The sequence below is a fragment of the Streptomyces sp. NPDC002156 genome (assembly GCF_053593675.1).
Genome location: NZ_JBSFDA010000029.1, coordinates 57,553 through 78,631, shown reverse-complemented (window position 1 = coordinate 78,631; position 21,079 = coordinate 57,553). Strand labels below are relative to the sequence as shown.

Annotated in this window: 20 protein-coding genes; 12 read left to right on the top strand and 8 right to left on the bottom strand. The window is 69.1% G+C overall.

The genetic code is table 11. The features are described 5' to 3' along the window. The first annotated feature begins 147 nt into the window (after nucleotides 1-147). Nucleotides 148-837: a helix-turn-helix domain-containing protein gene (locus tag ACWCRB_RS15265; RefSeq protein WP_450996493.1), complete on the top strand. Its 690-nt coding sequence runs from the start codon at nucleotides 148-150 to the stop codon at nucleotides 835-837. 57 nt (nucleotides 838-894) lie between these two features. Here the strand turns inward: ACWCRB_RS15265 and ACWCRB_RS15260 are convergent, their stop codons facing one another. After that, nucleotides 895-1,329: a VOC family protein gene (locus tag ACWCRB_RS15260; RefSeq protein ID WP_450996492.1), complete on the bottom strand. Its 435-nt coding sequence runs from the start codon at nucleotides 1,327-1,329 to the stop codon at nucleotides 895-897. 109 nt (nucleotides 1,330-1,438) lie between these two features. Further along, a complete protein-coding gene (locus ACWCRB_RS15255; RefSeq protein WP_450996491.1) occupies nucleotides 1,439-1,972 on the bottom strand; it encodes a 2'-5' RNA ligase family protein in 534 nt (177 codons plus the stop codon). A gap of 71 nt (nucleotides 1,973-2,043) precedes the next feature. Between ACWCRB_RS15255 and ACWCRB_RS15250 the strand changes: the two genes are divergently transcribed. The 3 genes from ACWCRB_RS15250 (at nucleotide 2,044) to ACWCRB_RS15240 (ending at nucleotide 5,553) form a co-directional block, all read left to right on the top strand. Further along, on the top strand, nucleotides 2,044-2,691 hold the full coding sequence (locus tag ACWCRB_RS15250) for a DUF4389 domain-containing protein (protein ID WP_450996490.1): 648 nt from the start codon (nucleotides 2,044-2,046) through the stop codon (nucleotides 2,689-2,691). 79 nt (nucleotides 2,692-2,770) lie between these two features. Then, on the top strand, nucleotides 2,771-4,888 hold the full coding sequence (ligA, locus tag ACWCRB_RS15245) for an NAD-dependent DNA ligase LigA (RefSeq protein WP_450996489.1): 2,118 nt from the start codon (nucleotides 2,771-2,773) through the stop codon (nucleotides 4,886-4,888). Between the two features lie 11 nt (nucleotides 4,889-4,899). After that, nucleotides 4,900-5,553: a ThuA domain-containing protein gene (locus tag ACWCRB_RS15240; protein ID WP_450996488.1), complete on the top strand. Its 654-nt coding sequence runs from the start codon at nucleotides 4,900-4,902 to the stop codon at nucleotides 5,551-5,553. A 61-nt stretch (nucleotides 5,554-5,614) separates the two neighbouring features. On the opposite strand, the gene ACWCRB_RS15235 is transcribed toward ACWCRB_RS15240, so the two are convergent. Then, the gene (locus ACWCRB_RS15235) at nucleotides 5,615-5,992 is read right to left on the bottom strand and encodes a MerR family transcriptional regulator (RefSeq protein ID WP_450996487.1); all 378 of its coding nucleotides are present in this window, start codon (nucleotides 5,990-5,992) and stop codon (nucleotides 5,615-5,617) included. Between the two features lie 77 nt (nucleotides 5,993-6,069). On the opposite strand from ACWCRB_RS15235, the gene ACWCRB_RS15230 reads away from it, so the two are divergent. After that, on the top strand, nucleotides 6,070-6,798 hold the full coding sequence (locus ACWCRB_RS15230) for an SDR family oxidoreductase (protein ID WP_450996486.1): 729 nt from the start codon (nucleotides 6,070-6,072) through the stop codon (nucleotides 6,796-6,798). 47 nt (nucleotides 6,799-6,845) lie between these two features. On the opposite strand, the gene ACWCRB_RS15225 is transcribed toward ACWCRB_RS15230, so the two are convergent. The 5 genes from ACWCRB_RS15225 to ACWCRB_RS15205 all read right to left on the bottom strand — a co-directional run bounded on the left by ACWCRB_RS15225 (nucleotide 6,846) and on the right by ACWCRB_RS15205 (nucleotide 9,582). Further along, complete coding sequence (locus ACWCRB_RS15225; RefSeq protein ID WP_450996485.1) at nucleotides 6,846-7,022, bottom strand: hypothetical protein; 177 nt, start codon at nucleotides 7,020-7,022, stop codon at nucleotides 6,846-6,848. 183 nt (nucleotides 7,023-7,205) lie between these two features. Beyond that, nucleotides 7,206-7,370, bottom strand: a complete 165-nt coding sequence (locus tag ACWCRB_RS15220; protein ID WP_450996484.1) for a hypothetical protein — start codon at nucleotides 7,368-7,370, stop codon at nucleotides 7,206-7,208. A gap of 102 nt (nucleotides 7,371-7,472) precedes the next feature. Continuing rightward, nucleotides 7,473-8,057: a GNAT family N-acetyltransferase gene (locus ACWCRB_RS15215; protein WP_450996483.1), complete on the bottom strand. Its 585-nt coding sequence runs from the start codon at nucleotides 8,055-8,057 to the stop codon at nucleotides 7,473-7,475. A gap of 191 nt (nucleotides 8,058-8,248) precedes the next feature. Next, the gene (locus ACWCRB_RS15210) at nucleotides 8,249-8,479 is read right to left on the bottom strand and encodes a hypothetical protein (RefSeq protein WP_450996482.1); all 231 of its coding nucleotides are present in this window, start codon (nucleotides 8,477-8,479) and stop codon (nucleotides 8,249-8,251) included. Between the two features lie 50 nt (nucleotides 8,480-8,529). Continuing rightward, nucleotides 8,530-9,582: a LacI family DNA-binding transcriptional regulator gene (locus tag ACWCRB_RS15205; protein WP_450996481.1), complete on the bottom strand. Its 1,053-nt coding sequence runs from the start codon at nucleotides 9,580-9,582 to the stop codon at nucleotides 8,530-8,532. A 190-nt stretch (nucleotides 9,583-9,772) separates the two neighbouring features. Here ACWCRB_RS15205 and ACWCRB_RS15200 point away from each other — a divergent pair, with 190 nt between their 5' ends. The 7 genes from ACWCRB_RS15200 (at nucleotide 9,773) to ACWCRB_RS15170 (ending at nucleotide 21,046) form a co-directional block, all read left to right on the top strand. Then, nucleotides 9,773-11,389: a glycoside hydrolase family 43 protein gene (locus ACWCRB_RS15200; RefSeq protein WP_450996480.1), complete on the top strand. Its 1,617-nt coding sequence runs from the start codon at nucleotides 9,773-9,775 to the stop codon at nucleotides 11,387-11,389. A 171-nt stretch (nucleotides 11,390-11,560) separates the two neighbouring features. After that, nucleotides 11,561-12,916 carry an extracellular solute-binding protein gene (locus ACWCRB_RS15195; RefSeq protein ID WP_450996479.1) on the top strand — a complete coding sequence of 452 codons (1,356 nt, stop codon included), beginning with the start codon at nucleotides 11,561-11,563 and terminating at the stop codon, nucleotides 12,914-12,916. Continuing rightward, nucleotides 12,913-13,914: a carbohydrate ABC transporter permease gene (locus tag ACWCRB_RS15190; RefSeq protein ID WP_450996478.1), complete on the top strand. Its 1,002-nt coding sequence runs from the start codon at nucleotides 12,913-12,915 to the stop codon at nucleotides 13,912-13,914. The genes ACWCRB_RS15195 and ACWCRB_RS15190 overlap by 4 nt, the downstream gene beginning before the upstream one ends. Further along, a complete protein-coding gene (locus ACWCRB_RS15185; protein ID WP_450996477.1) occupies nucleotides 13,911-14,804 on the top strand; it encodes a carbohydrate ABC transporter permease in 894 nt (297 codons plus the stop codon). Before ACWCRB_RS15190 ends, ACWCRB_RS15185 begins: the two co-directional genes overlap by 4 nt. 56 nt (nucleotides 14,805-14,860) lie before the next feature. Continuing rightward, a complete protein-coding gene (locus tag ACWCRB_RS15180) occupies nucleotides 14,861-16,393 on the top strand; it encodes a glycosyl hydrolase family 28 protein (protein ID WP_450996476.1) in 1,533 nt (510 codons plus the stop codon). Further along, complete coding sequence (locus tag ACWCRB_RS15175; RefSeq protein WP_450996475.1) at nucleotides 16,390-19,749, top strand: alginate lyase family protein; 3,360 nt, start codon at nucleotides 16,390-16,392, stop codon at nucleotides 19,747-19,749. Before ACWCRB_RS15180 ends, ACWCRB_RS15175 begins: the two co-directional genes overlap by 4 nt. 37 nt (nucleotides 19,750-19,786) lie before the next feature. Beyond that, the gene (locus tag ACWCRB_RS15170) at nucleotides 19,787-21,046 is read left to right on the top strand and encodes an alginate lyase family protein (RefSeq protein WP_450996474.1); all 1,260 of its coding nucleotides are present in this window, start codon (nucleotides 19,787-19,789) and stop codon (nucleotides 21,044-21,046) included. Nucleotides 21,047-21,079: the final 33 nt, after the last annotated feature.

Below are 21,079 nucleotides of genomic sequence, written 5' to 3'. Positions count from 1 at the left end.
ACCTCGTATATTGGGGCCGGCGGGCCGGGGGGGGGGGGGGGGGGGGGGGGGGGGCCCCCCCCCCCCGGGATGGGAACGGGTAGGGGCGGCGGGGGCGAATCCGACTCGGCGCGCAGACGTGCCTCGTGGCGGCGTAGCCTTTCGTACGTGTACGAGGAACGGCCCTCCCGGCTGCCGGGCGCGGTGGTGTGGACGAACACCCCGGCCGGGCCCGGCGTGCGGCCCGTCCTGCCCGACGGCTGTATGGACCTGCTCTGGCGCGAGGGCCGCCTGCTGGTCGCTGGCCCCGACACCCGCCCGTACGTCCCCGAAGGGACCCCCGTCCGCTGGGCGGGCGTCCGTTTCCGCCCCGGCACGGCGCCGGCCCTGCTGGGCGTACCCGCGCACGAACTCCGGGACCGGCGCGTCGAGTTGGCCGACCTGTGGGGAGCGGCGGAGGTGCGGCGGCTGAGGGCACGTGTCGACGCGGCGCCGGATCCGGCGACGGCGCTTGAGCAGCTGGCACTGGAACGGGCAGCGGACACACCTCCGCCGGATCCCCTGCTGGGCGGCCTGGTCGCAGCCCTGCAATCCGGCCGCCCGGTCGGCCGTACGGCAGACGAACTGGGCCTGAGCGCCCGCCAGTTGCACCGCCGCTCCCTGTCCGCCTTCGGCTACGGCCCCAAGACCCTGGCCCGCATCCTGCGCTTGCAGCGCGCATTGGCCATGGCGAGGGAGGGGGTGCCTTTTGCCGAGACGGCGACACGGGCGGGGTACGCGGACCAGGCTCACCTGGCGCGGGACGTAAGGGAGTTGGCGGGAGCATCGCTGCGGCAACTGTTGAACGAAGGGGACTGAGTCCCCCCTAGGGGCGCGGGGAACTGCGCGACCAGCCCCCACCGGCCCGCGGACAAATCACTGCACGTCCCGCGGAGCGAACAAGTCGACCCCGTTGCCATCAGGATCAAGCACACACGCATACCGCTGCCCCCAATCCGCATCCCACGGCTTCAGCTCACTCCGGTACCCCGCCCCCACCAACTCCTCGTACAGCGCGTCGACTTCAGCGGCCGACCCGCAGAGGAAGGCCAGCCCGATCCGCCCACCACCACTCGGCCGTTGCCACCCGGGACGGAAGGACCGGACGGTCTCCTCCGTGTCGAGCAACAGCCGTAGACCGCCCGGCAGTTGGGCCTCGACATGCGGCTGATTCTCGGCTCCCTCGGGGATGTCGAGCCCGAGCCGGCGATAGAAGGCGACGGAGGCGGCGAGGTCGGCGGTGACGATGCCGATGGCGTCGAAGCGGGGAGTCGGTCGTGAGGACGGTTGTGAGGACGGTTGTGTAGTCATACGGCCACGTTAGGAGGGTCGGCGGCAGCGGGTCTTGAACGAATCGGACGTGCCCGGGACCCCGGTTGCGGGCTCGGCCGAGGGTGCCGATAGTGGAAGAAAGGACTGTTCACCGGCGGAGCGGGAACGACATCCGGTGCTGCCATCGGCTGCCGTCGTGCACCACGAGGTCGACCGACGACACCTCGGCGGTGAAGGGAAGACGGCCGTTCAGGTCGGCCTCCACCTCTTCCAGGACGGCGAGGTTCTCCTGCCGTTGGGCGACGGTGAGATGCGGGACGACGTCGTCGAACTTCCCGCCGTACGGCGGGGTTTCCGGCCACCGGTCCGTGATCGCCCCGGTGAGCCGACGGAACGGCGCGTCCGGCTCCGGAGCGAGATACAGCAGCCCCGGAAGCCGCGCGCAGCGCTCGAACCGGACCTCGAAGGAAGCGTGCCGTCCGAGCACCTTGCCGAGAGCGGCGAGGGTGGCGCCGTCGATTCCGCTCGCGGGGAGAAAGGGGAAGAGCACCGTCACATGGGCGGGGACGCCCTCACCCGCCGCCGGGTCAAGCCGTTCGCGCCACCGCGCAACGGTGGGTTCCGCCGCGGGAATCCGCACGACGAGTGCTGTCTGCCCTGCTCCTGTCGATGTACCTGTCACCGCACCTGTCTAGCAGAGGAGAGGAAACGGGCACGGCGCTGTTCCGTACCCGCCCGGGAGAGGCGAACGTCATGGCCCACACGAGCAACGCGCTGTTCGAGTATCCGAGGAGTCCAGTCACCGTGGAAGCGGTGTACGACCCCGTCCTCTCCCGCTGGTTGTGGCTGGTCAAGTGGGTGCTGGCGATTCCGCACTACGTCGTCCTCCTCTTCCTCTGGATCGCCTTCCTCCTCGTCACCGTGATCGCCTTCTTCGCGATCCTGTTCACCGGCGCCTATCCACGTGCCCTGTTCACCTTCAACGTCGGTGTCCTGCGCTGGAGTTGGCGGGTGGCGTACTACTCGTACGGCTCCCTCGGCACCGACCGCTATCCGCCGTTCACGCTCGCGGACGTGCCCGACTACCCGGCCCACCTGGAGGTGGCCCGGCCCGAACAGCTCTCGCGCGGGCTCGTGCTCGTCAAGTGGTGGCTGCTGGTGCTGCCGCAGCTGCTGGTGGTCGCGGTCTTCGAGGGCGGCGCACGCTGCGTGGGAGGCCTCGCGGGCCTGCTGGCCTTCTATGCGGGCGTCTCCCTGCTCTTCACGGGCCGCTATCCGCGCGGCATGTACGACCTCAATGTCGGCCTGCACCGCTGGACGGCCCGCGTCGTGGCGTACGCGGCACTGATGACGGACGTCTACCCGCCGTTCCGCCTCGACCAGGGCCCGAGCGAGCCGTGACCCATATCGGGCACAGCGAGAACACCGGGCGCACCGCGTCCGGAGGGCGTTGTCAGTGGTGGCGTGCAGGATGGCGGGCATGACCACACCAGTTGCAGTGATCGTGGATGCCGTCGCCTATGCGCAGGCGGTCGAGGACGCGGTGAAGGCGTCGGCCGCCTACTACGAGGGCGGCACCTCGGTGCTGGACGACGACGCCTACGACCGGCTCGTACGCGGCATCACGGCCTGGGAGGCCGACCATCCCGAACAGGTGCTGCCCGAGTCGCCGACCGGGAAGGTCGCCGGGGGCGCCGTGGAGGGCGATGTCCCGCACACCGTCGAGATGCTGAGCCTGGACAACGTGTTCTCGGCGGAGGAGTTCACCGCCTGGACGGCGTCGCTGGCCCGCCGTATCGGCCATGAGGTGGAGCGGTTCAGCGTGGAGCCGAAGCTCGACGGACTCGCGATCGCCGCCCGCTACACCCACGGCCGCCTCACCCGGCTGATCACGCGCGGCGACGGGAGAGCCGGGGAGGACGTCTCGCACGCCATCGGCACCGTCGAGGGCCTGCCCGCCGAGCTGGCCGAACCGGTGACGGTGGAGGTGCGCGGCGAAGTCCTGATGACCAGCGCCCAGTTCGAGTACGCCAACGAGGTCCGCACGACACACGGTGGGGCACCGTTCGCCAACCCGCGCGGCGCCTCGGCGGGCACCCTGCGCGCCAAGGAGCGGGCGTACACCGTGCCGATGACGTTCTTCGGCTACGGCCTGCTGCCCCTCGCCGACACCGGGACACAGCTCGCGGACCGGCTGGGCGGGCTCGCGCACAGCGACCTCATGACGCTGGCCGGTGAGCTGGGCGTGAACACCACCGCGACCACAGCCGTACCGGGTGTCATCGCCGGCACGGTCGAGCAGGTGATGGCCCGGGTCACGGAGATCGGCGCACTGCGGGCGGAGCTGCCGTTCGGGATCGACGGGATCGTCATCAAGGCCGACCTGGCCGCCGACCAGCGGGCCGCCGGGTCGGGGTCGCGTGCTCCCCGCTGGGCGATCGCCTACAAGCTGCCCGCCGTGGAGAAGATCACCCGGCTGTTGGAGGTGGAGTGGAACGTGGGCCGCACCGGGATCATCGCCCCGCGCGCGGTCCTGGAGCCGGTCGAGATCGACGGCGCCACCATCACTTACGCGACCCTCCACAACCCCAACGACATCACCCGCCGTGACCTGCGCCTGGGCGACCACGTCATGGTCCACCGCGCCGGCGATGTCATCCCGCGCGTGGAAGCCCCCGTCGCCCACCTCCGTACGGGCGACGAGCAGCCGATCGTCTTCCCCGAGGTGTGTCCGCGCTGCGGGGCGGCCATCGACACCAGCGAACAGCGCTGGCGCTGCGAGAACGGCCGTAACTGCCATCTGGTCGCCGCCCTCTCCTACGCGGCCGGCCGCGACCAGCTCGACATCGAGGGCCTCGGCCACACCCGCGTCGTCCAACTCGTCGACGCCGGACTGGTGAAGGATCTCGCCGACCTGTTCGCCCTCACCCGGGAGCAGTTGCTGGCCCTGGAGCGGATGGGCGAGACGAGCACCGACAACCTCCTGGCCGCGATCGACGCGGCGAAGGGCCAGCCCCTGTCGCGCGTGCTGTGCGCCCTCGGCGTACGCGGCACCGGCCGCTCCATGTCCCGCCGTATCGCCCGGTACTTCGCCACGATGGACAACATCCGCGCCGCGGACGCCGAAGCGATGCGTCAGGTCGAGGGCATCGGCACCGAGAAGGCCCCGTCCATCGTCGCCGAACTGACCGAACTCGCCCCGCTCATCGACAGACTCGTCGCAGCCGGGGTGAACATGACCGAACCCGGCGCCACGCCACCCGCCCCTACGACCGAAGCCGCCGCCGACGGCCCCTCGGAGACCGCGGACACGACGAGCGGACCACTGGCCGGGATGACGGTGGTCGTCACCGGTGCCATGACCGGAGCCCTGGAGAAGCTCAGCCGTAACCAGATGAACGAACTCATCGAACGCGCCGGAGGCCGCTCCTCCTCCAGCGTCTCCAAGAAGACCACCCTGGTCGTCGCCGGAGAGGGCGCGGGATCCAAGCGGACCAAAGCCGAAACTCTCGGCGTCCGCCTGGCCACCCCGGACGAGTTCGCCACCCTCGTAGCCGACCACCTCGACCCCCTGGGACTGGACGACCCCGCCGCATAAGCTCGCTACCCATGGCACCGAGACTCCTCGTCTACACCCGCACGACCGCATTCCGGCACGACTCCATCCCGGCCGCCGTGGCCGCCGTACCCACACTCGGCGACTTCGAGGTGGACCACACCGAGGAGCCCGAGGCCTTCGAGCGGCCCCTGGACGGGTACGCGGCCGTCGTCTTCCTCTCCACCAGCGGCGAGGTGCTGACCCCGGCCGGGCGCGAGCGGCTCGCGGCATACGTCGAGGCGGGCGGCGGGTTCGTAGGCATACACGCGGCGGCCTGCACGGAGTACGACTGGCCGTACTACGGCGAACTGCTCGGCGCCCGGTTCGCCCAACACCCGGCCTACCAGCCCGGCAAGGCGATGGTCGAGGACCACGCCCACCCCGCGACGGCCCACCTGCCCGAAGTCTGGCAATTCACAGACGAGTGGTACGACTTCCGCACCAACCCCCGAGGCACGGTACGGGTACTGATATCCGCCGACGAGGCCTCCTACGAGGGCGGACGAATGGGCGACGACCACCCGTTGGCGTGGTGCAGAGAGCATGGCGCGGGCAACGGCCGAGTCTTCTACACCGCTCTCGGCCACGCCGAGGAGGCATACGAAGACCCGGACTTCCGCGCCCACCTGCTGGGCGGCATCACCTGGGCAACGGGCCGGAGTTAGAGGCACCCCTTCAGGGGCGCGGGCACTCTCATTTCCGGGGTGTCCGTCTGGCCGACCGCGCCTACGGGTGCGTGTCCGTGATCGCGATGACCTCGTCGAGGTGGTCCAGGGCGGCCTGCAGGTCGTCGATCTTGGCCTGGATGCGCTCGCGCTCGGCTCGCAGCATGGCTCGTTGCCCGGCGTCGGTGTGCCCGGAGTCCCAGCACGGCAGGAGTTCGCTGATCCTTCGGCTGGTGAGGCCGGCGGCGAACATCTGCTGGAAGAAGCGGACCAGGTGGATGGCGTCCTGCCGGTACAGGCGCTGGCCGGACGGGCTGCGCTCCGCGATGAGCAGCCCTTGCTGCTCGTAGTAGCGCACGGCGCGCACTGAGACGTCGGCGCCTCGTGCCACCTCGCCGATGCGGATCAACCGCTCTGCTGCGGCCGCTGTGACAGTCATGGTGATTCCTCTCACCCCTGGCCCTGACGACCAAGCACTTGCCCCTGACGTTAGCGTCAGGTTCTAGCGTACCGGCCATGGATATCAACAACTCCGTCGCCCTTGTCACCGGAGCCAACCGCGGCCTGGGCCGCGCCTTCGCCCAGCGCCTGCTCGAACGGGGCGCCCGCAAGGTCTACGCGACGGCCCGCCGACCGGAGACCGTGGACCTGCCCGGGGCCGAGGTGCTGCCCCTCGACATCGCCGATCCCGCATCCGTGAGGGCCGCCGCCGAGGCCGCCCCGGACGTCTCGCTGCTCATCAACAACGCGGGGATCCAGACGGGGACCGACCTGGTGACCGGTTCGCTGGACGCGGTGCGGCACGAGCTGGAGACCAACATGTTCGGCCACTTGGGAATGATCCGGGAGTTCGCGCCGGCGCTCGCCGGGAACGGCGGGGGCGCGATCGTCAACGTCCTCTCCGCCATGTCGTGGTTCGGGGGCCAGGGCGCCAATGCCTACCACGTGACCAAGGCCGCCGCCTGGGCCATGACCAACGGCGTCCGCCTGGAACTCGCCGAGCAGGGCACGCTCGTCACAGCGGTACACCTCGGCCTGGCCGACACCGACATGGCGGCGGGCTGGCCCGTGGCCAAGATCGCTCCGTCGGACCTGGCCGACGCGGCGCTCGACGGTGTCGAGGCGGGCTCCGCCGAGGTCCTCGCCGACCAGTGGAGTCGGGACATCAAGTCCCGTCTGCCGCTGACGCCGGAAGAGTTCAACGCCGCGATGGACCGCGCCCTGGCGGCGCTGATGGCGGCCTGAGGGGCACCTCGGGCCGCGATGGCCCCCTGCCGCGTTGTTGGTGGTCGTCAGCCGTACAGCCACTGCTCCCAGGCTTTGCGGCCGGTCAAGGCGGTGGCGGGGATGCGCAGTTCGGTCAGCACGCCGGGGTACACGCGCTCGTAGGCCGTGTTGTAGGCGTCGGCGAGGGCGGCGTCGCCGAGCAGCCACGGCGCGAGGGGGTGGTCGAGGTCGAGGTCGAGCACAGCGAAGGCGCCTTCTTGGCGGATGCGGCCGTGGAGGAGGCCTGGCCGTTCACCATCGCCCGGCGCAGCGTGGTCAACCAGGGTCTCGACCACCTGTACGTCAGACAGTTGTCACTCCGCAGCCGTCACCGCAAAGGCTTCAGACCCGGACACCATGATCAGCGTGCCCGGGTCGATGCGCCCTTAGCAGAGATCGAGGCGATTGCCGACGGAGAGTCGGCAGTCGAAGGCGATGTCGAGTGCCTGCGGGGCGGGCTTCCGGCGCAGGGTCCACCGATTGCCTCCCCGACCGGTGGGGTTGACGGCGGTGATCGACCGATACGGGTACGTCGTGCTCTGGCGAGACATGTCGACACTGTCGCGGTGCACGCGGGCGTGCCTGGAGGCAACGGGCGCTGAATGCGACTGCTCGTGTCTGGGAGCGCACCACGGACAGGATGCCAGACAGACTTAACGCCGCTCTTCACGGGCTGGAACCGGCACGGTCGCCGGCTGCCACTCTCGCCTGATCAACCCGAACACCCACGAGTCGGATACCTCGCCGTTCACGACGCAGTCCTCCCGCAACGTCCCTTCACGGATGAATCCGATCTTTTCCAGGACCCGGGCGGATGCCACGTTGCGCGTATCGGCCTCGGCCTGGACTCGATTCAGGTCCAGTGTGTCGAATGCCCACCGCAGCAAGGCGTGCGCGGCCTCCGTCGCGTAGCCGTGTCCCCACATGGCCTCGTCGAGGACGTAGCCCAACGACGCGCTGCGGTAGTCCGGGTTCCATCCGGTCAGACCGCACCAGCCGACGAAGGCCCCGTCAGAAGCGCGGTCGATGGCCACCCGGGCCCCGGTGCCCTCGTCCGCCATCTTCCGGCACATGTCGATGAAGCGTTCCGCGCGGGCCCGTTCGCTCCACGGCGGGGAGTCCCAGTAGCGCATCACGTAGGTGCTGCTGTGCAGGGCGAAGAGCAGGTCCGCGTCGGCGTCGGTGAAGGGGCGCAGTCGCAGGCGAGTGGTGTGCAGTACGGGGGTGGCCAAAGTCATGCGCACCATCTTGTGTCCTTATGGGGCAGGCAGACACCGAATATCCATCCGATTCGATTCCGGTCCGATCCTCACGACCAAGACTCCACCTATCGAAAGAGGTCGGGTGGACTCGGGCCATCTCGGGTGCGATGTCCCAGGCCGCTTCGAGGGATTCGCGGCGGTCCTGTCCTCGATCCGGCCGGCCAAGGTCAGCCCGCGCAGGTGCAGGACGCCCAGGCCGTACGCGCGGTCGCGCCGCCCATGCAGAGTCGTCTCAGCCTCAACAACTGCGCGCTCCACGATGGCCAACCGCCGGCGAAGTCACCGGAGTTGAGGAAGGCTCCGGCCTCGTCTCGGGCGGCCACCGTGACGGCGATCGGGTTCGCCCGTTCGGCGGCCATGCGTTGCATGCGCGCCAGCACGGCCGGGGTCTTCTGCAACGCCGCCGACAGCTCGGTCCGGTAGCGGTGCTCGTTCAGCTCGGGAAACCTCAGGAACCGGGACAGCCCGGCGCAGCCGTACTACCCCGCACAACCAACCGCGTGGACAACTCCGTACGAGTCCCTTCCGGCCGCTCCCCGCCCATCATCCGCACCAACAACCCCACCGCGGCCCCCGCCATCTCCGACAACGGCTGCCGAACAGTGGTCAACGCAGGCGAAACCCACCGAGACTCCGGCAGGTCGTCGAACCCCACCACACTCACATCCTCCGGCACCCTCAACTTCCGCTCTGCCAAAGCCCGGTACACACCGAGCGCCATCTTGTCCGAGCACACGAACACCGCCGTCGGCGGCTCAGGCAGATCCAGCAGCTCCAACATCCGCCCGTACGCGACCGTCTCGTCGAAGCTGCCGTACCGGATGTATTCGGGACGCTGGCGCACCCCCGCCGAGACAAGCGCCGAGCGATACCCGGCCACCCGCGCACTGCTGCACATCTTGCGCCGGTACCCGGCGATGACCGCGATACGTTCATGGCCCAGGCCCAGCAGATGTTCCGCCGCCGTCACTCCGCCGTGCCAGTTGGCCGCGCCCACCGACACCACCCCCGGCGGCGGTTCCAGCACCGGGTCGATCATCACGAACGGGATGTGGTGCTGGTCGAGCCAGGCGTACTGCGACGGGGTCAGTTCGGCGAGGTTGAACAGGACACCGGAGGAGCCACGGGTCGTCAGCTTGTCCAGCCAGCCGCGTTCCGGGCGCCCGCCCCGGGTCCGGGTCAGCCCCGCCGACACGACCACCTCCAGGCCCGCGTCGTGCGCCGCCTCCTCCACCCCGTGGAGGACCGCGCCCGACCAGGAGTTGTCCAGCGAGTGGACGATCAGGTCGACCAGGCCGGGCGCCTTCGACGCGTCGAAGCGGGGTCTGCGGACGTAGCCGAGCCGGTCCAGCGCCTCGGTGACCCGCCGCCGGGTCTCCGGCGCCACGTCCTCCCGGCCGTTCACGACCTTCGAGGCGGTCGGTACGGAGACCCCGGCCTCCCGGGCCACGACCGCCAGCGTGGGCCCGGTCGACGTGGTGCCATCTCCGGTGCGGACCATCTGCAACCGCCTCTCCGACCTGCCCGAGGGCCATCGAAAATTTCGAATAGCGCTGCTCACACGACGGAAACATTGACCGCGTAGCAACCGCTTTCTACATTAAGCCCGCCTCAACGCGGCGTGAAGACATAGGGATTCACCTGATCGTTCCGGACCGAAAATTTCGACATACCGAACACGAAGGACCTGTATGCTCCCGGGTCACATCCACAACCCCGTGCTCCCCGGATTCCACCCGGACCCCAGCATCCTGAGGGTCGGTGCCGACTACTACCTCGCCACCTCCACCTTCGAGTGGTTCCCGGGCGTCCCCGTGCACCACTCGACGGACCTCGTCCACTGGACGCCGGCCGGGCACATCCTGGACCGCGCCGACCTCCTCGACCTGCGCGGAGTCCCCGACTCGGGCGGAGTGTGGGCGCCCTCGCTGTCGTACCACGAGGGCCGGTTCTGGATGGTCTACAGCATCGTCCGGACCGTCGGCTCCCCTTACAAGGACGTCGACAACTACCTGGTGACCGCCGAGTCGATCGACGGTCCGTGGTCGGAACCGGTGTTCCTGAACTCCTCCGGGTTCGACCCGTCGTTCTTCCATGACGAGGACGGCCGCAGCTGGCTGCTCAACATGCAGTGGGACCCGCGCGAGGGGCATCCGTCGTTCGCCGGAATCCTGCTCCAGGAGTACGACGCCCTGAAACAGGCCCTGATCGGACTGCCGCGCACGATCCTCACCCACGACGAGCTGATCGAGGGTCCCAACGTGTACCGGCGGGACGGCTGGTACTACCTGATGCTCGCCGAGGGCGGCACCGGCTGGAACCACGGCATCCTGATGGCCCGCTCACGCGAACTGACCGGACCCTACGAACTCGACCCCCAGGGCTCGCTCCTGACGACCCGTGACATTCCCGACTGGCCCCTGCAGAAGGCCGGGCACGGGGAGTTGGTGTGCACGGAGGCGGGGGAGTGGTACCTCGCCCACCTCGCCTCGCGTCCCGTGGCCACTCCCGACGGACCACGCTGCGTACTCGGCCGGGAGACCTGTCTGCAACGCGTGACCTGGACGGACGACGGCTGGCTGCGACTGGCGGACGGAGGCCGCCGACCGAGCCTGGAGGTGCCCGCACCCAAGACAACGGAACCCCCAACCACCGCTCCACCCAAGGCCGTTGACCGCGACGACTTCGACACCCCCACCCTCCCCGCCCACTGGAGCACCCTGCGCGCCCCCGCCACCCCCGACTGGCTCACCCTCACCGAACGCCCCGGCCATCTGCGGCTGCGCGGCAGACAGAGCCCGCACTCCCGCTACGACCAGAGCCTGGTCGCGCGCCGGCTGACCTCGGTGCGCTGTGAGGCGACGACGGTGGTCGACTTCCGCCCCGCCCACTTCACCCAACTGGCGGGCCTGATCTGCTGGTACGACACCACCCAGCACTACTATCTGCGCCTCACCCACGCCGAGGGCAGGGGCAGGGTGCTAGGCATCGTCTTCACCGACGACGGGGCCTACGGAGAACTCCCAGACTCCCAACTCGACGTCGACGACTGGCCGTTGGTGCACCTGCGCGCCCGCTTCGACGGCGCCGAACTCCGCTTCTCCGCCTCCCCGGACGGCTTGGACTGGCAGCCGGTCGGGCCCGTCCTCGACGCGTCCAGGCTCTCCGACGACTACGGCCAGCGCCTGCGCTTCACCGGCGCGTTCGTCGGCGTCTGCGCCCAGGATCTGGGCGGCACCCGCACCCAGGCGGACTTCGACTGGTTCGACGTACGAGAACTCTCTGAACGAGAACTCGCCGACATGTGAGAAACCGGTTGCTGAAATGACCCGCGTCAACCGGCTCACCCAGTCTTTTCGAAAGTCGTCGAGACTCTTGACGTCGCCTGTTGACCGGAAGAAGCTCTGCCACGAAGTAAGACAACCGGTTGCTGTCGATGCCCGGTACCCGAACAACACACAGCAGGAGGTGGGACGTTCATGCACGCACAGGCCGCCGGTACACACCCGAGCCGCCGCCGGTTTCTCGCCCTCTCGGCGGGCGGTGGGGCGGCGGTCGGCGCGACGGCGCTGAGCGGCTGCGCCCTGCGGGTGGCCGGCGCGGCCACGGGTGGCGGTGAGTCCATCACCATGATGGTCAAACTCGACGACATCTCCACGGAGTTGATCCAGCAGGCGGAACGCGAGCTGGGTATCGGCATCACCGTGGTGCAGGACGACATCACCCGGCTGATCGCGATGCTCACCAGCGGCAAGCCGCCGGACCTGGTGCGTGGTGTCGGCGCCCTGGACGCTCCGTTCTACGCGGCCCGGGGAGTCGCCGAGAACCTGGACCCGTACTTCGCCAAGTCCAGCGTCCTCAGGGTCGAGGACCTCGATCCGGCCAACGATCTGTGGCGGTTCGACGGCACCACCCAGGGCAAGGGTCCCCGCTACGGCATGGCGAAGGACTTCTCCCAGGACGCGATGTTCTGGTTCAACACCGCCCAGTTCGACCGGGCTGGCGTGGACTATCCGTCCGAGACCGAGCCGATCACGTACGAGGAGTGGTCGGACAAGGCCGCCCGTCTGGTCGTACGGAAGAACGGCCAGACCACCGTCTACGGCGGCAGCTACAACGGTGTGAACGTCGTCATCCTGCTGACGAATCTGGTCGCCGCCGCCGGAGGGCAGCTGTTCTCCGCGGACTTCACCCGGGTCGACTTCACCACCCCCGAGGCCCGCAGGGCGTTGACCTGGTACGTCGACTACGCCAAGGCCAAGGTCGGGCCGAGTCTCATCCAGCCCAACCCCGACGCCTGGGACGGGCCGACCTATGTCGCGAACCGCATGGCCATGTCGGGCAACGGCTACTGGCTGGGCGGCATGATCAACGCCGAGCCGAAGATCGCCGAAGTGTCCCGGCTCGCGCCCGCCCCCGTGTTCGAGGGCGGGCCCCGGATCAGCTCCTGCCAGGCAGGCACCGGCATGTGGATGCCGAAGAAGGCACGGAACAAGGACGCCGCCTGGCGGGTCTTCGAGTGGTTCTTCGGCGAGGGGCCGGCCAAGGCTCGCGCGGAGGGCGGCTGGGGGATTCCGACGCTGAAGTCGCTGCGGCCGCTGATGCCGCAGAAGGAGGAGTACCAGAAGCGGGTCTTCCGGGTGCAGGAGGCCGAGTTGAAGCACTTCTCGGTGACCCCCTTCACCCCCTACGCCAAGTGGGACGCGCTCGAGGCCCTGATCAACCAGGTCCTGCCGGCCGCGATGAACGGCCGGATCTCCGTCGACACCCTCGCCGGACGCCTCAACGCGTCGATCAACGAGCAGCTCAAGCGCGGTAAGGAGCAGGTGGGATGACCGTCGGACAGATCCCCGAAGCCGTGCGGCGGCCGCTGCCGTCCACCGCCCGCACCGGTGCTGCCCGCTCCGGCGGCCTGCCCCGGACCTCCGTGACCGCCCGCAGGCACCGGGCGTTCTACATGTTCACCGCCCCATGGATCGTCGGCTTCCTGCTGTTGACCGTCGGGCCGATGGCGTACGCGCTGTGGCTGAGTTTCACCACCTTCGACGGGATCTCCCCGAACTGGAGCTTCGTCGGGTTCGCCAACTACCGCGAGCTGCTCTCCGACCAGGTGACCTGGGATTCGCTGAGCCGAACCGGGGTGTTCGCCCTCACCTCCGTACCGCTGTCGATCGTCGCGGGGCTCGGACTGGCAGTCCTGGTCAACCGTCCTTTGCGGGCACGGGGGTTGTGGCGCACGCTGCTCTATCTGCCGGCCGTCGTACCGCCGGTGGGCGCGGGCCTTGTCTTCAAGGCGCTCTTCAACCGTGACTCGGGAGCCGCCAACGGTGTCCTCAACATCGTCGGTATCGACGCCGTCGCCTGGCTGGACGATCCGTACGCCCGTTACGTGATCCTGATGGCGGTGCTGTGGGCCGCCGGAAACGTCATGATCATCTCGCTGGCCGGGCTCCAGGACGTACCCCGCGAACTCCACGAGGCGGCCCGGATCGACGGCGCGAGCGCCTGGCGGACCTTCCGCAGCATCACCGTGCCGCTGCTCTCGCCGGTGCTGCTGTTCCAGGCCGTGACCGGGATGATCGCCTCGGTCCAGACGATCATGCCGCTGCTGATCGCGTCCAACCCGACTCCCGCCGGAGTCACCGCGATTCCGCAGACCAACTACATGTACATGATGCACGTGTTCGCGGAGTACTTCGCGCTCGGCCGCTACGGCTACGCTTCCGCGCTCCTGTGGGTCCTCTTCGTCCTGATCCTCATCGCGACCGGTCTGATCTTCAAGCTCACCTCCGGTGTGGTGTTCTACAACGTCGACCCGGAGGCGAAGAAGTGACCGCCACCACCACCGCCACCACTGCCACCACCGTCACACCGAGGAACGACGGCTCCGCAGCCCGTGTGCGGGTGCGTACGTCCCGACTCGTCCTCTACACCGTCCTCGTCGTGATCACCGGCCTGATGATCGGCCCCTTCGGCTGGCTGATCATCACCGGGCTGAAGACCACGCCCGAACTCGCCGCGTCCCCCGTGCACTGGCTGCCGGACAGCATCCAGTGGCACAACTTCGCCGACGCCTTCACCCAGATCGACTTCCTCGGCTACGCCCGCAACTCCCTCATCATCGCCCTGATCTACGCCACCCTCGTCACCCTCAGCTCCGCCTGGGTCGGCTTCGGCTTCGCCCGGCTCGACGCGCCCGGCAAGAAGGTGCTGTTCGGCATCCTGCTCGGCTCGATGATGCTGCCGCAGATGATCACGCTCTTCCCGACCTACCTCATCTTCGCCAAGGTCGGCATGGTCGACACGTACTGGCCGTGGGTGCTGTGGGGACTGTCGGCGGCGCCCTATCTGGTCTTCCTCTTCCGGCAGTTCTTCGCCGGGATGCCGAGGGAGCTGGAGGAGGCCGCGATCATCGACGGCTGCGGCTACGCGACCATCTTCTGGCGGATCTTCCTGCCGCAGTCCCGGCCCGTGCTCGCCGCGAGCTTCGTGATCGCCTTCACCTGGAGCTGGGGCGACTTCATCGCTCCGATGCTGCTGCTGTCCAGCGACCGCACCACGCTCTCCGTCGCGATCATGACGCAGTACGTCACTCCGGGCGGGCTCCCCGTGAACAACCTGCTGGCCGCCGGGTCCGTGATGTACGTCGTGCCGATCCTGCTGATCTTCCTGATCGCCCAGCGCGGCTTCGTCGCCGGGATGTCGACCACCGGCCTCAAGTGACCTTCCCGTCTTCCTCGTTCGCCCCTTGTCTCTTTTCACCCTGCAAGGAGTTCCGGATGAACCCGTCCCTGTCCCGCCGTACCGCTCTCCAGGCGGCCGGTGCCACCGCGCTCGCGGCCGGTCTCACCAACCTGACGGCCACGACGGCCCAGGCGGACGAAGTCGCGGCGGTGCCGACGCTCGTCACCTACCCGCGCCCGTCCGCCATGCCGACCAACACCAGCTTCAAGGTGCGGGTCCGTACCGCCCCCGACGGCGAGTGGCAGACCCTCGACATCTGGCGGCCCCAGTTGGGGGAGATCAACCCCACCACCGGGTCGAGCAAGGTCTACAACTCCTCGCTGGCGTACTTCGACTTCCAGGGCTCCGTCGAGATCGAGGTCACCTACCTCAAGGGCGGCACCACCAAGGCCCGGGTGAGACCGGACTCGTACGGCATCACGCCCGAACTCCTCGGTGACACCCTGCGGTTCACGCTCGACCGGCCGCGCAACGTCGTCGTCCAGATCAACGACGACATCTTCGACTGCCTCCACCTGTTCGCCCGCGCGGTCGAGAAGAAGCGCCCCGCGGCGGACGACCCGAACGTCATCTACTACGGCCCCGGCGTCCACACCACCGCCGACGGCACCCTGCTCGTCCCCTCCGGCAAGACCGTCTACCTCGACGGCGGCGCCGTCCTCAAGGCGACCGTGATCTTCCGCGACGTGGAGCACGCCGGGATCGCCGGCCGGGGCGTCCTCGCCGGGACGGCGGGCGGCGGGGCCCTCGTGGAGAACTCGCGGAACATCTCCATCGGCGCCGTCACCGTCCTCAACCCCAACGGTTACGCGGTCCAGTTGGGCGAGGCCACGGGCGTCACGATCAAGGGTCTCGGCTCCTTCAGCTCGAAGGGCTGGGGCGACGGCATCGACGTCTTCTGCAGCAGCAACGTCGTCATCGACGGCGTCTTCATGCGCAACTCCGACGACTGCATCGCGATCTACACCCACCGCTGGGAGTACTACGGCGACACGACGAACATCACCGTCCGCAACTCCACCCTCTGGGCGGACGTCGCCCACCCCATCAACGTCGGCACGCACGGCAACACCGACAACCCCGAGGTGCTGAAGAACCTCACCTTCAGGAACCTCGACATCCTGGACCACCGGGAGCCCCAGATGGGCTACCAGGGCTGCATCGCCCTCAACGCCGGTGACAGCAACCTGATCAAGAACGTGAAGGTCGACAACGTCCGTGTGGAGGACTTCCGTTGGGGTCAGCTCATCCATATGCGGATCATGTACAACACGAAGTACAACACCTCGGTCGGCCGCGGCATCCAGAACGTCCACGTCAAGGACCTCTCCTACACGGGCAAGCCGCTCGCCACGTGCCTGCTGCTCGGCTATGACGCCAAGCACCCGATCAAGGACGTGACCTTCGAGAACCTCGTCGTCAACGGCCTGGTGATCGCCGACTCGATGAAGAAGCCGACCTGGTACCTCACCACCGACACCATCCCGATGCACACGAACGAGCACGTGACGAACCTCCGCTTCCTCACCACCGCCGAAGCCGAGGCCGAGGCGGCAGCGACGTCATGACGACCTCCCCACTCAGCCGCCGGGGCTTCCTCGGCGGCAGCGGTGCCGCCGCTCTGCTGCTGGCAGCGGGCGGGACCGGCCTCGCCGCCGTCCCCGGCCCGGCCTGGGCGGCGGCGCGTCAACGCACCTTCGCCCACCCGGGGTTGCTGCACAGCGCCACCGACCTCACCCGGATGAAGGACGCGGTCGCCGCACGGCAATCCCCGGTGTACGAGGGCTACTTGGCGCTCGCCGCCCACGCCCGCTCGAAGTCGACGTACACGATCCAGAACACCGGCCAGATCACCTCCTGGGGCCGTGGCCCGGCCAACTTCCAGAACCAGGCCGTCGCCGACTCGGCCGCCGCCTACCAGAACGCCCTGATGTGGTGTGTCACGGGCGAGCGCGCGTACGCCGACAAGGCCCGGGACATCCTCAACGTCTGGTCGGCGTCACTGACCGCCATCACCGGGGCGGACGGACCGCTCGGCGCGGGCCTTCAGGCCTTCAAGTTCGTCAACGCGGCCGAACTCCTGCGCCACGGCGGCGACTACGACGGCTGGACGGCCGCCGACATCGCCCGCTGCGAGGCGTCCTTCCTGAACGTCTGGTATCCCGCCGTCTCCGGCTACATGCTCTACGCCAACGGCAACTGGGACCTGACAGCCCTTCAAACAGTCCTGGCCATCGGCGTGTTCTGCGAGGAACCGACCCTCTTCGAGGACGCCCTGCGGTACTTGGCGGCCGGCGCGGGCAACGGCAGCGTCCGTCACCGCATCGTCACCGACGCCGGCCAGGGCCAGGAGAGCGGCCGGGACCAGGGCCACGAACAGCTCGCCGTCGGCCTGCACGCCGACGCCGCCCAGGTCGCCTGGAACCAGGGCATCGACCTGTACGGCCACGACGACAACCGTCTCCTCGCCAACCTCGAGTACGCCGCCCGCTACAACCTCGGCAACGCCGTCCCCTTCACCCCCGACCTCGACCGCACCGGCAAGTACATCAAGACGTCCGTCTCGGACAAGGTCCGCGGCACCCTGCCCCCGATCTACGAGATGGCGTACGCGCACTACGCGGGCGTACGCGGCCTGGACACCCCGTACACGAAGGCCGCCGTCTTCAGGGGGACGGGCGGCACCCGAGTCGTGGAGGGCAGCAACGACGACCTGCCGAGTTGGGGCACCCTGACGTTCGCGGGTACGACGGCCCCGGCGCCGACCGCGCCCACCGCCCCGGCGGGGATCACGGCACTCGGCGCGGACGACACAGTCACCGTCTTCTGGCTCCCGTCGGCGTGGGCGACCGGCTACACGGTACGAAGGGCCACCCGCCCGGAGGGCCCGTACGAGACGATCGCCGACGCCGTCACCACCGACACGTACACGGACCGGGACGCCCGTCGCGGCCGGACCTACTACTACACGGTGACTGCAACCAACTCCCTTGGTGCGAGCGGTACTTCGGGCTGGGTGTCGGCCAGCGCCGGCCTGCCCGCGCCCTGGTCCAGCCAGGACGTGGGGGAGACGGGCGTCCCCGGTTCGGCGGTCTTCGACGGTGAACGGTTCGTGCTGGAGGCGGGCGGTACGGCGGACACCCACCGCCTGGCCCACGTGTCCCTGCGTGGCGACGGCACCGTCACGGCACGGATCGTCTGGCCGCTCAGCTCCCAGTACTCCAGGATCGGCGTCACCCTGCGCGCCTCCCTCGACCCCGCCGCCCCACACGCGTCGATGCTGATCCAGGGCCTGCCGCTGCACACCTGGAGCGGGGTGTGGACCGTACGCCCCGCGTCCGGAGCGGCGGTCTCCGCGACGGGCAGCACCCCGGTACCGCCCTCGCAGCAGCAGGCGATCACCACGGCCGCGTCCTTCCCGATCTCCGACCTCGGCACGCTCCCCGAGTCGGCGACACCGCTGGAGGCGCCCTACGTCGAAGGCGCCGGCGACGGCTACCGCCTCCGGGCCCCCTACTGGGTGCGAGTCGAGCGCAAGGGCCGCCGCTGTACGGGGTCCATCTCGCCGGACGGCGAACACTGGACCCAAGTCGGCTCCACCGAGGTCGAGTTGGGACGCACGGTGTACGCCGGGCTCACCCTCACCTCCTGCCTGGGCGTCGACGCGGAGTACGCCGAGACCGGCACCGGCGCCTTCGACAACGTCCAGGTAACCTCGGACTCCGGGTCCGTCTGGTGCGTGCCGCGTCCTCGACGCACCGCCGGCGATCTGCGGGCGGCCACCGGAGCCGACGCCGTCGAGCTGACGTGGACCGACCCCGACCTGTCGGCGCGGTACACGGTGCTGCGGGGCACGCGCCCCGAGGGCCCGTACGAGAGTGTCGCGACCGGTGTCGGGCCGGTCGGGTTCGGCACCCGGGTGCGGTACGCGGACGCGACCGGGGTGCCCGGACGGACGTACCACTACACCGTCGCCAAGACCAACTCCGGTGGCCGTGGGCCGCGTTCGGCGCCGACCGATGCCGTGATGCCTGTGCCGTCCATGCCAGAGGTGCTGTCGGCGGACACGGCCTTCACCAACGTCGGTGTCCCTTTCCGGCACCTGATCCGGGCCTCGCACGAGCCGGTGCGGTTCGGCGCCGCCGGGCTGCCGAAGGGGCTGCGTCTGGACCGGCGTACCGGTCTCGTCTCCGGAACGCCCGCCGAGAGCGGGGAGTTCGCCGTCACCACGGCCGCGAGCAACGCCTCCGGCACGGCGACGGCGACCCTCACGCTCACCGTCTCCGCGCCGCCGCCCGCCCCCTGGACGTACGGCGACCTCGGCGATGTGGTCCTGGACGAACGGGAGTTGGGGACGTACGGCGTGGTCGCGATACGTACGCCCGGCTCGACCTCGTACAAGGAGGAGAACGACGGGGACGGGACCTTCGTCGTACGCGGTGCCGGGACCGACCTGAACGTCAACGGGCAGGGCATGACCGGGCAGTTCGTCCGCCAACCGGTCACCGGGGACAGTGTCCTCACCGCCCGCCTGGTCTCCCGTACCGGAGCCACGACCGCCGACCGGGTCGGGCTGCTCATGGCCAAGTCCCTGTCGCCGTTCGACCAGGCGGCCGGGGCGATCGTAACCGGCGGCACCACCGCACAGCTGATGCTCCGGAAGACCGTGGCCGGAGCCTCCGCCTTCACCGGAGCCACCACCCCCGCCCTCCAACTGCCCTGCCTGCTACGGCTGAAGCGCGTCGGGACCGCCTTCTCCGCAGCCTTCTCCACCGATGACGGCGTCAGCTGGACCCCCCTCGCCGAGGGAGAGATCCCCGGCTTCGGCGACGCCGCCTACTACGTGGGCCTCGTGGTCTGCTCCCGCGACCCCCTGGCCCGCTGCACCTCGGTCTTCGACGAGGTGAGCATCAGCCCCACCTGAATCCCCAGAATTCCCCTGGGATTGGAGATGCATCGCAATGAGCCGCGAACACCCCCACAACCCACCTGAGAACCCAACCCGGTTGAGCCGCCGGGGACTGCTGAAGTCCGCCGGTGGTCTCACCGCCGCACTCGCCGTGGGCGCGTCAGCCGCCGCACTCACGGCCCCCGCCGCCCAGGCCGCACCCGCGACCTTCACCCACCCCGGCATGCTCCACGCCTACGGTGAACTCAACCGCGCCAAGGTCCGGGTCGCCGCAGGGACCGACCCCTGGCTCTCCGGCTGGAACCGTCTCACCGCCAACTCCCACTCGGCGTCGACCTGGACGGCCCGGCCGCAGGCCACGATCATCCGGGGCGGCACCGGCGAGAACTACGGCATCCTCTACAACGACATCCACGCCGCCTACCAGAACGCCCTGCGCTGGAAGATCGCGGGCACAACGGCCAACGGGGACACGGCAGTCGCCATCCTCAACGCGTGGGCGTCCACCCTCACCAGTGTCACCGGCAACGCCGACCGCTTCCTGGCCGCCGGGATCTACGGCTACCAGTTCGCCAACGCCGCCGAACTCATGCGCGGCTACAGCGGGTTCGACCTCGCCGCCTTCCAGGAGATGATGCTCAACGTCTTCTACCCGCTCAACAACCAGTTCCTCACCGGTCACAACGACGCCTGCATCACCAACTACTGGGCCAACTGGGACCTCTGCAACATGAACTCGATCCTCGCGATCGGGATCCTGTGCGACGACGCGGCCAAGTACGACCAGGGGGTGAACTACTTCAAGACCGGCGCGGGCAATGGTTCCATCGCGCACGCCGTCCCGTACCTCTACACCGACTCCGCCGGCTATGCGCTCGGTCAGTGGCAGGAGTCCGGGCGCGACCAGGGACACACCGTGATGGGCATGGGACAGATGGGCGCCTTCTGCGAGATGGCCTGGTCCCAGGGCGACGACCTGTACGGCTACGACAGCAACCGGTTCATGAAGGCCGCCCAGTACGTCGCCAAGTACAACCTGGGCAACGACGTCCCGTTCACCACCTACACCTGGGGCACCGGCCAGAACTGCGCCCAGTCCTCACAGACCGTGATCTCGTCCGCGAGCCGGGGCCAGGTCCGCCCGGTCTGGGACATCCTCTACTACCACTACGCCAAGCGGCGCGGCCTGTCCGTGCCGTACATCCAGGCGATGGCCGAGAGCGTCCGGCCCGAGGGCGGGGGAGGGGACTACGGCACGACGAGCGGCGGCTTCGACCAGCTCGGCTTCGGGACGGTGATGTACGCCAAATAGCCGCCCGCTCACCCACCGAATGGCTTCTTCCGC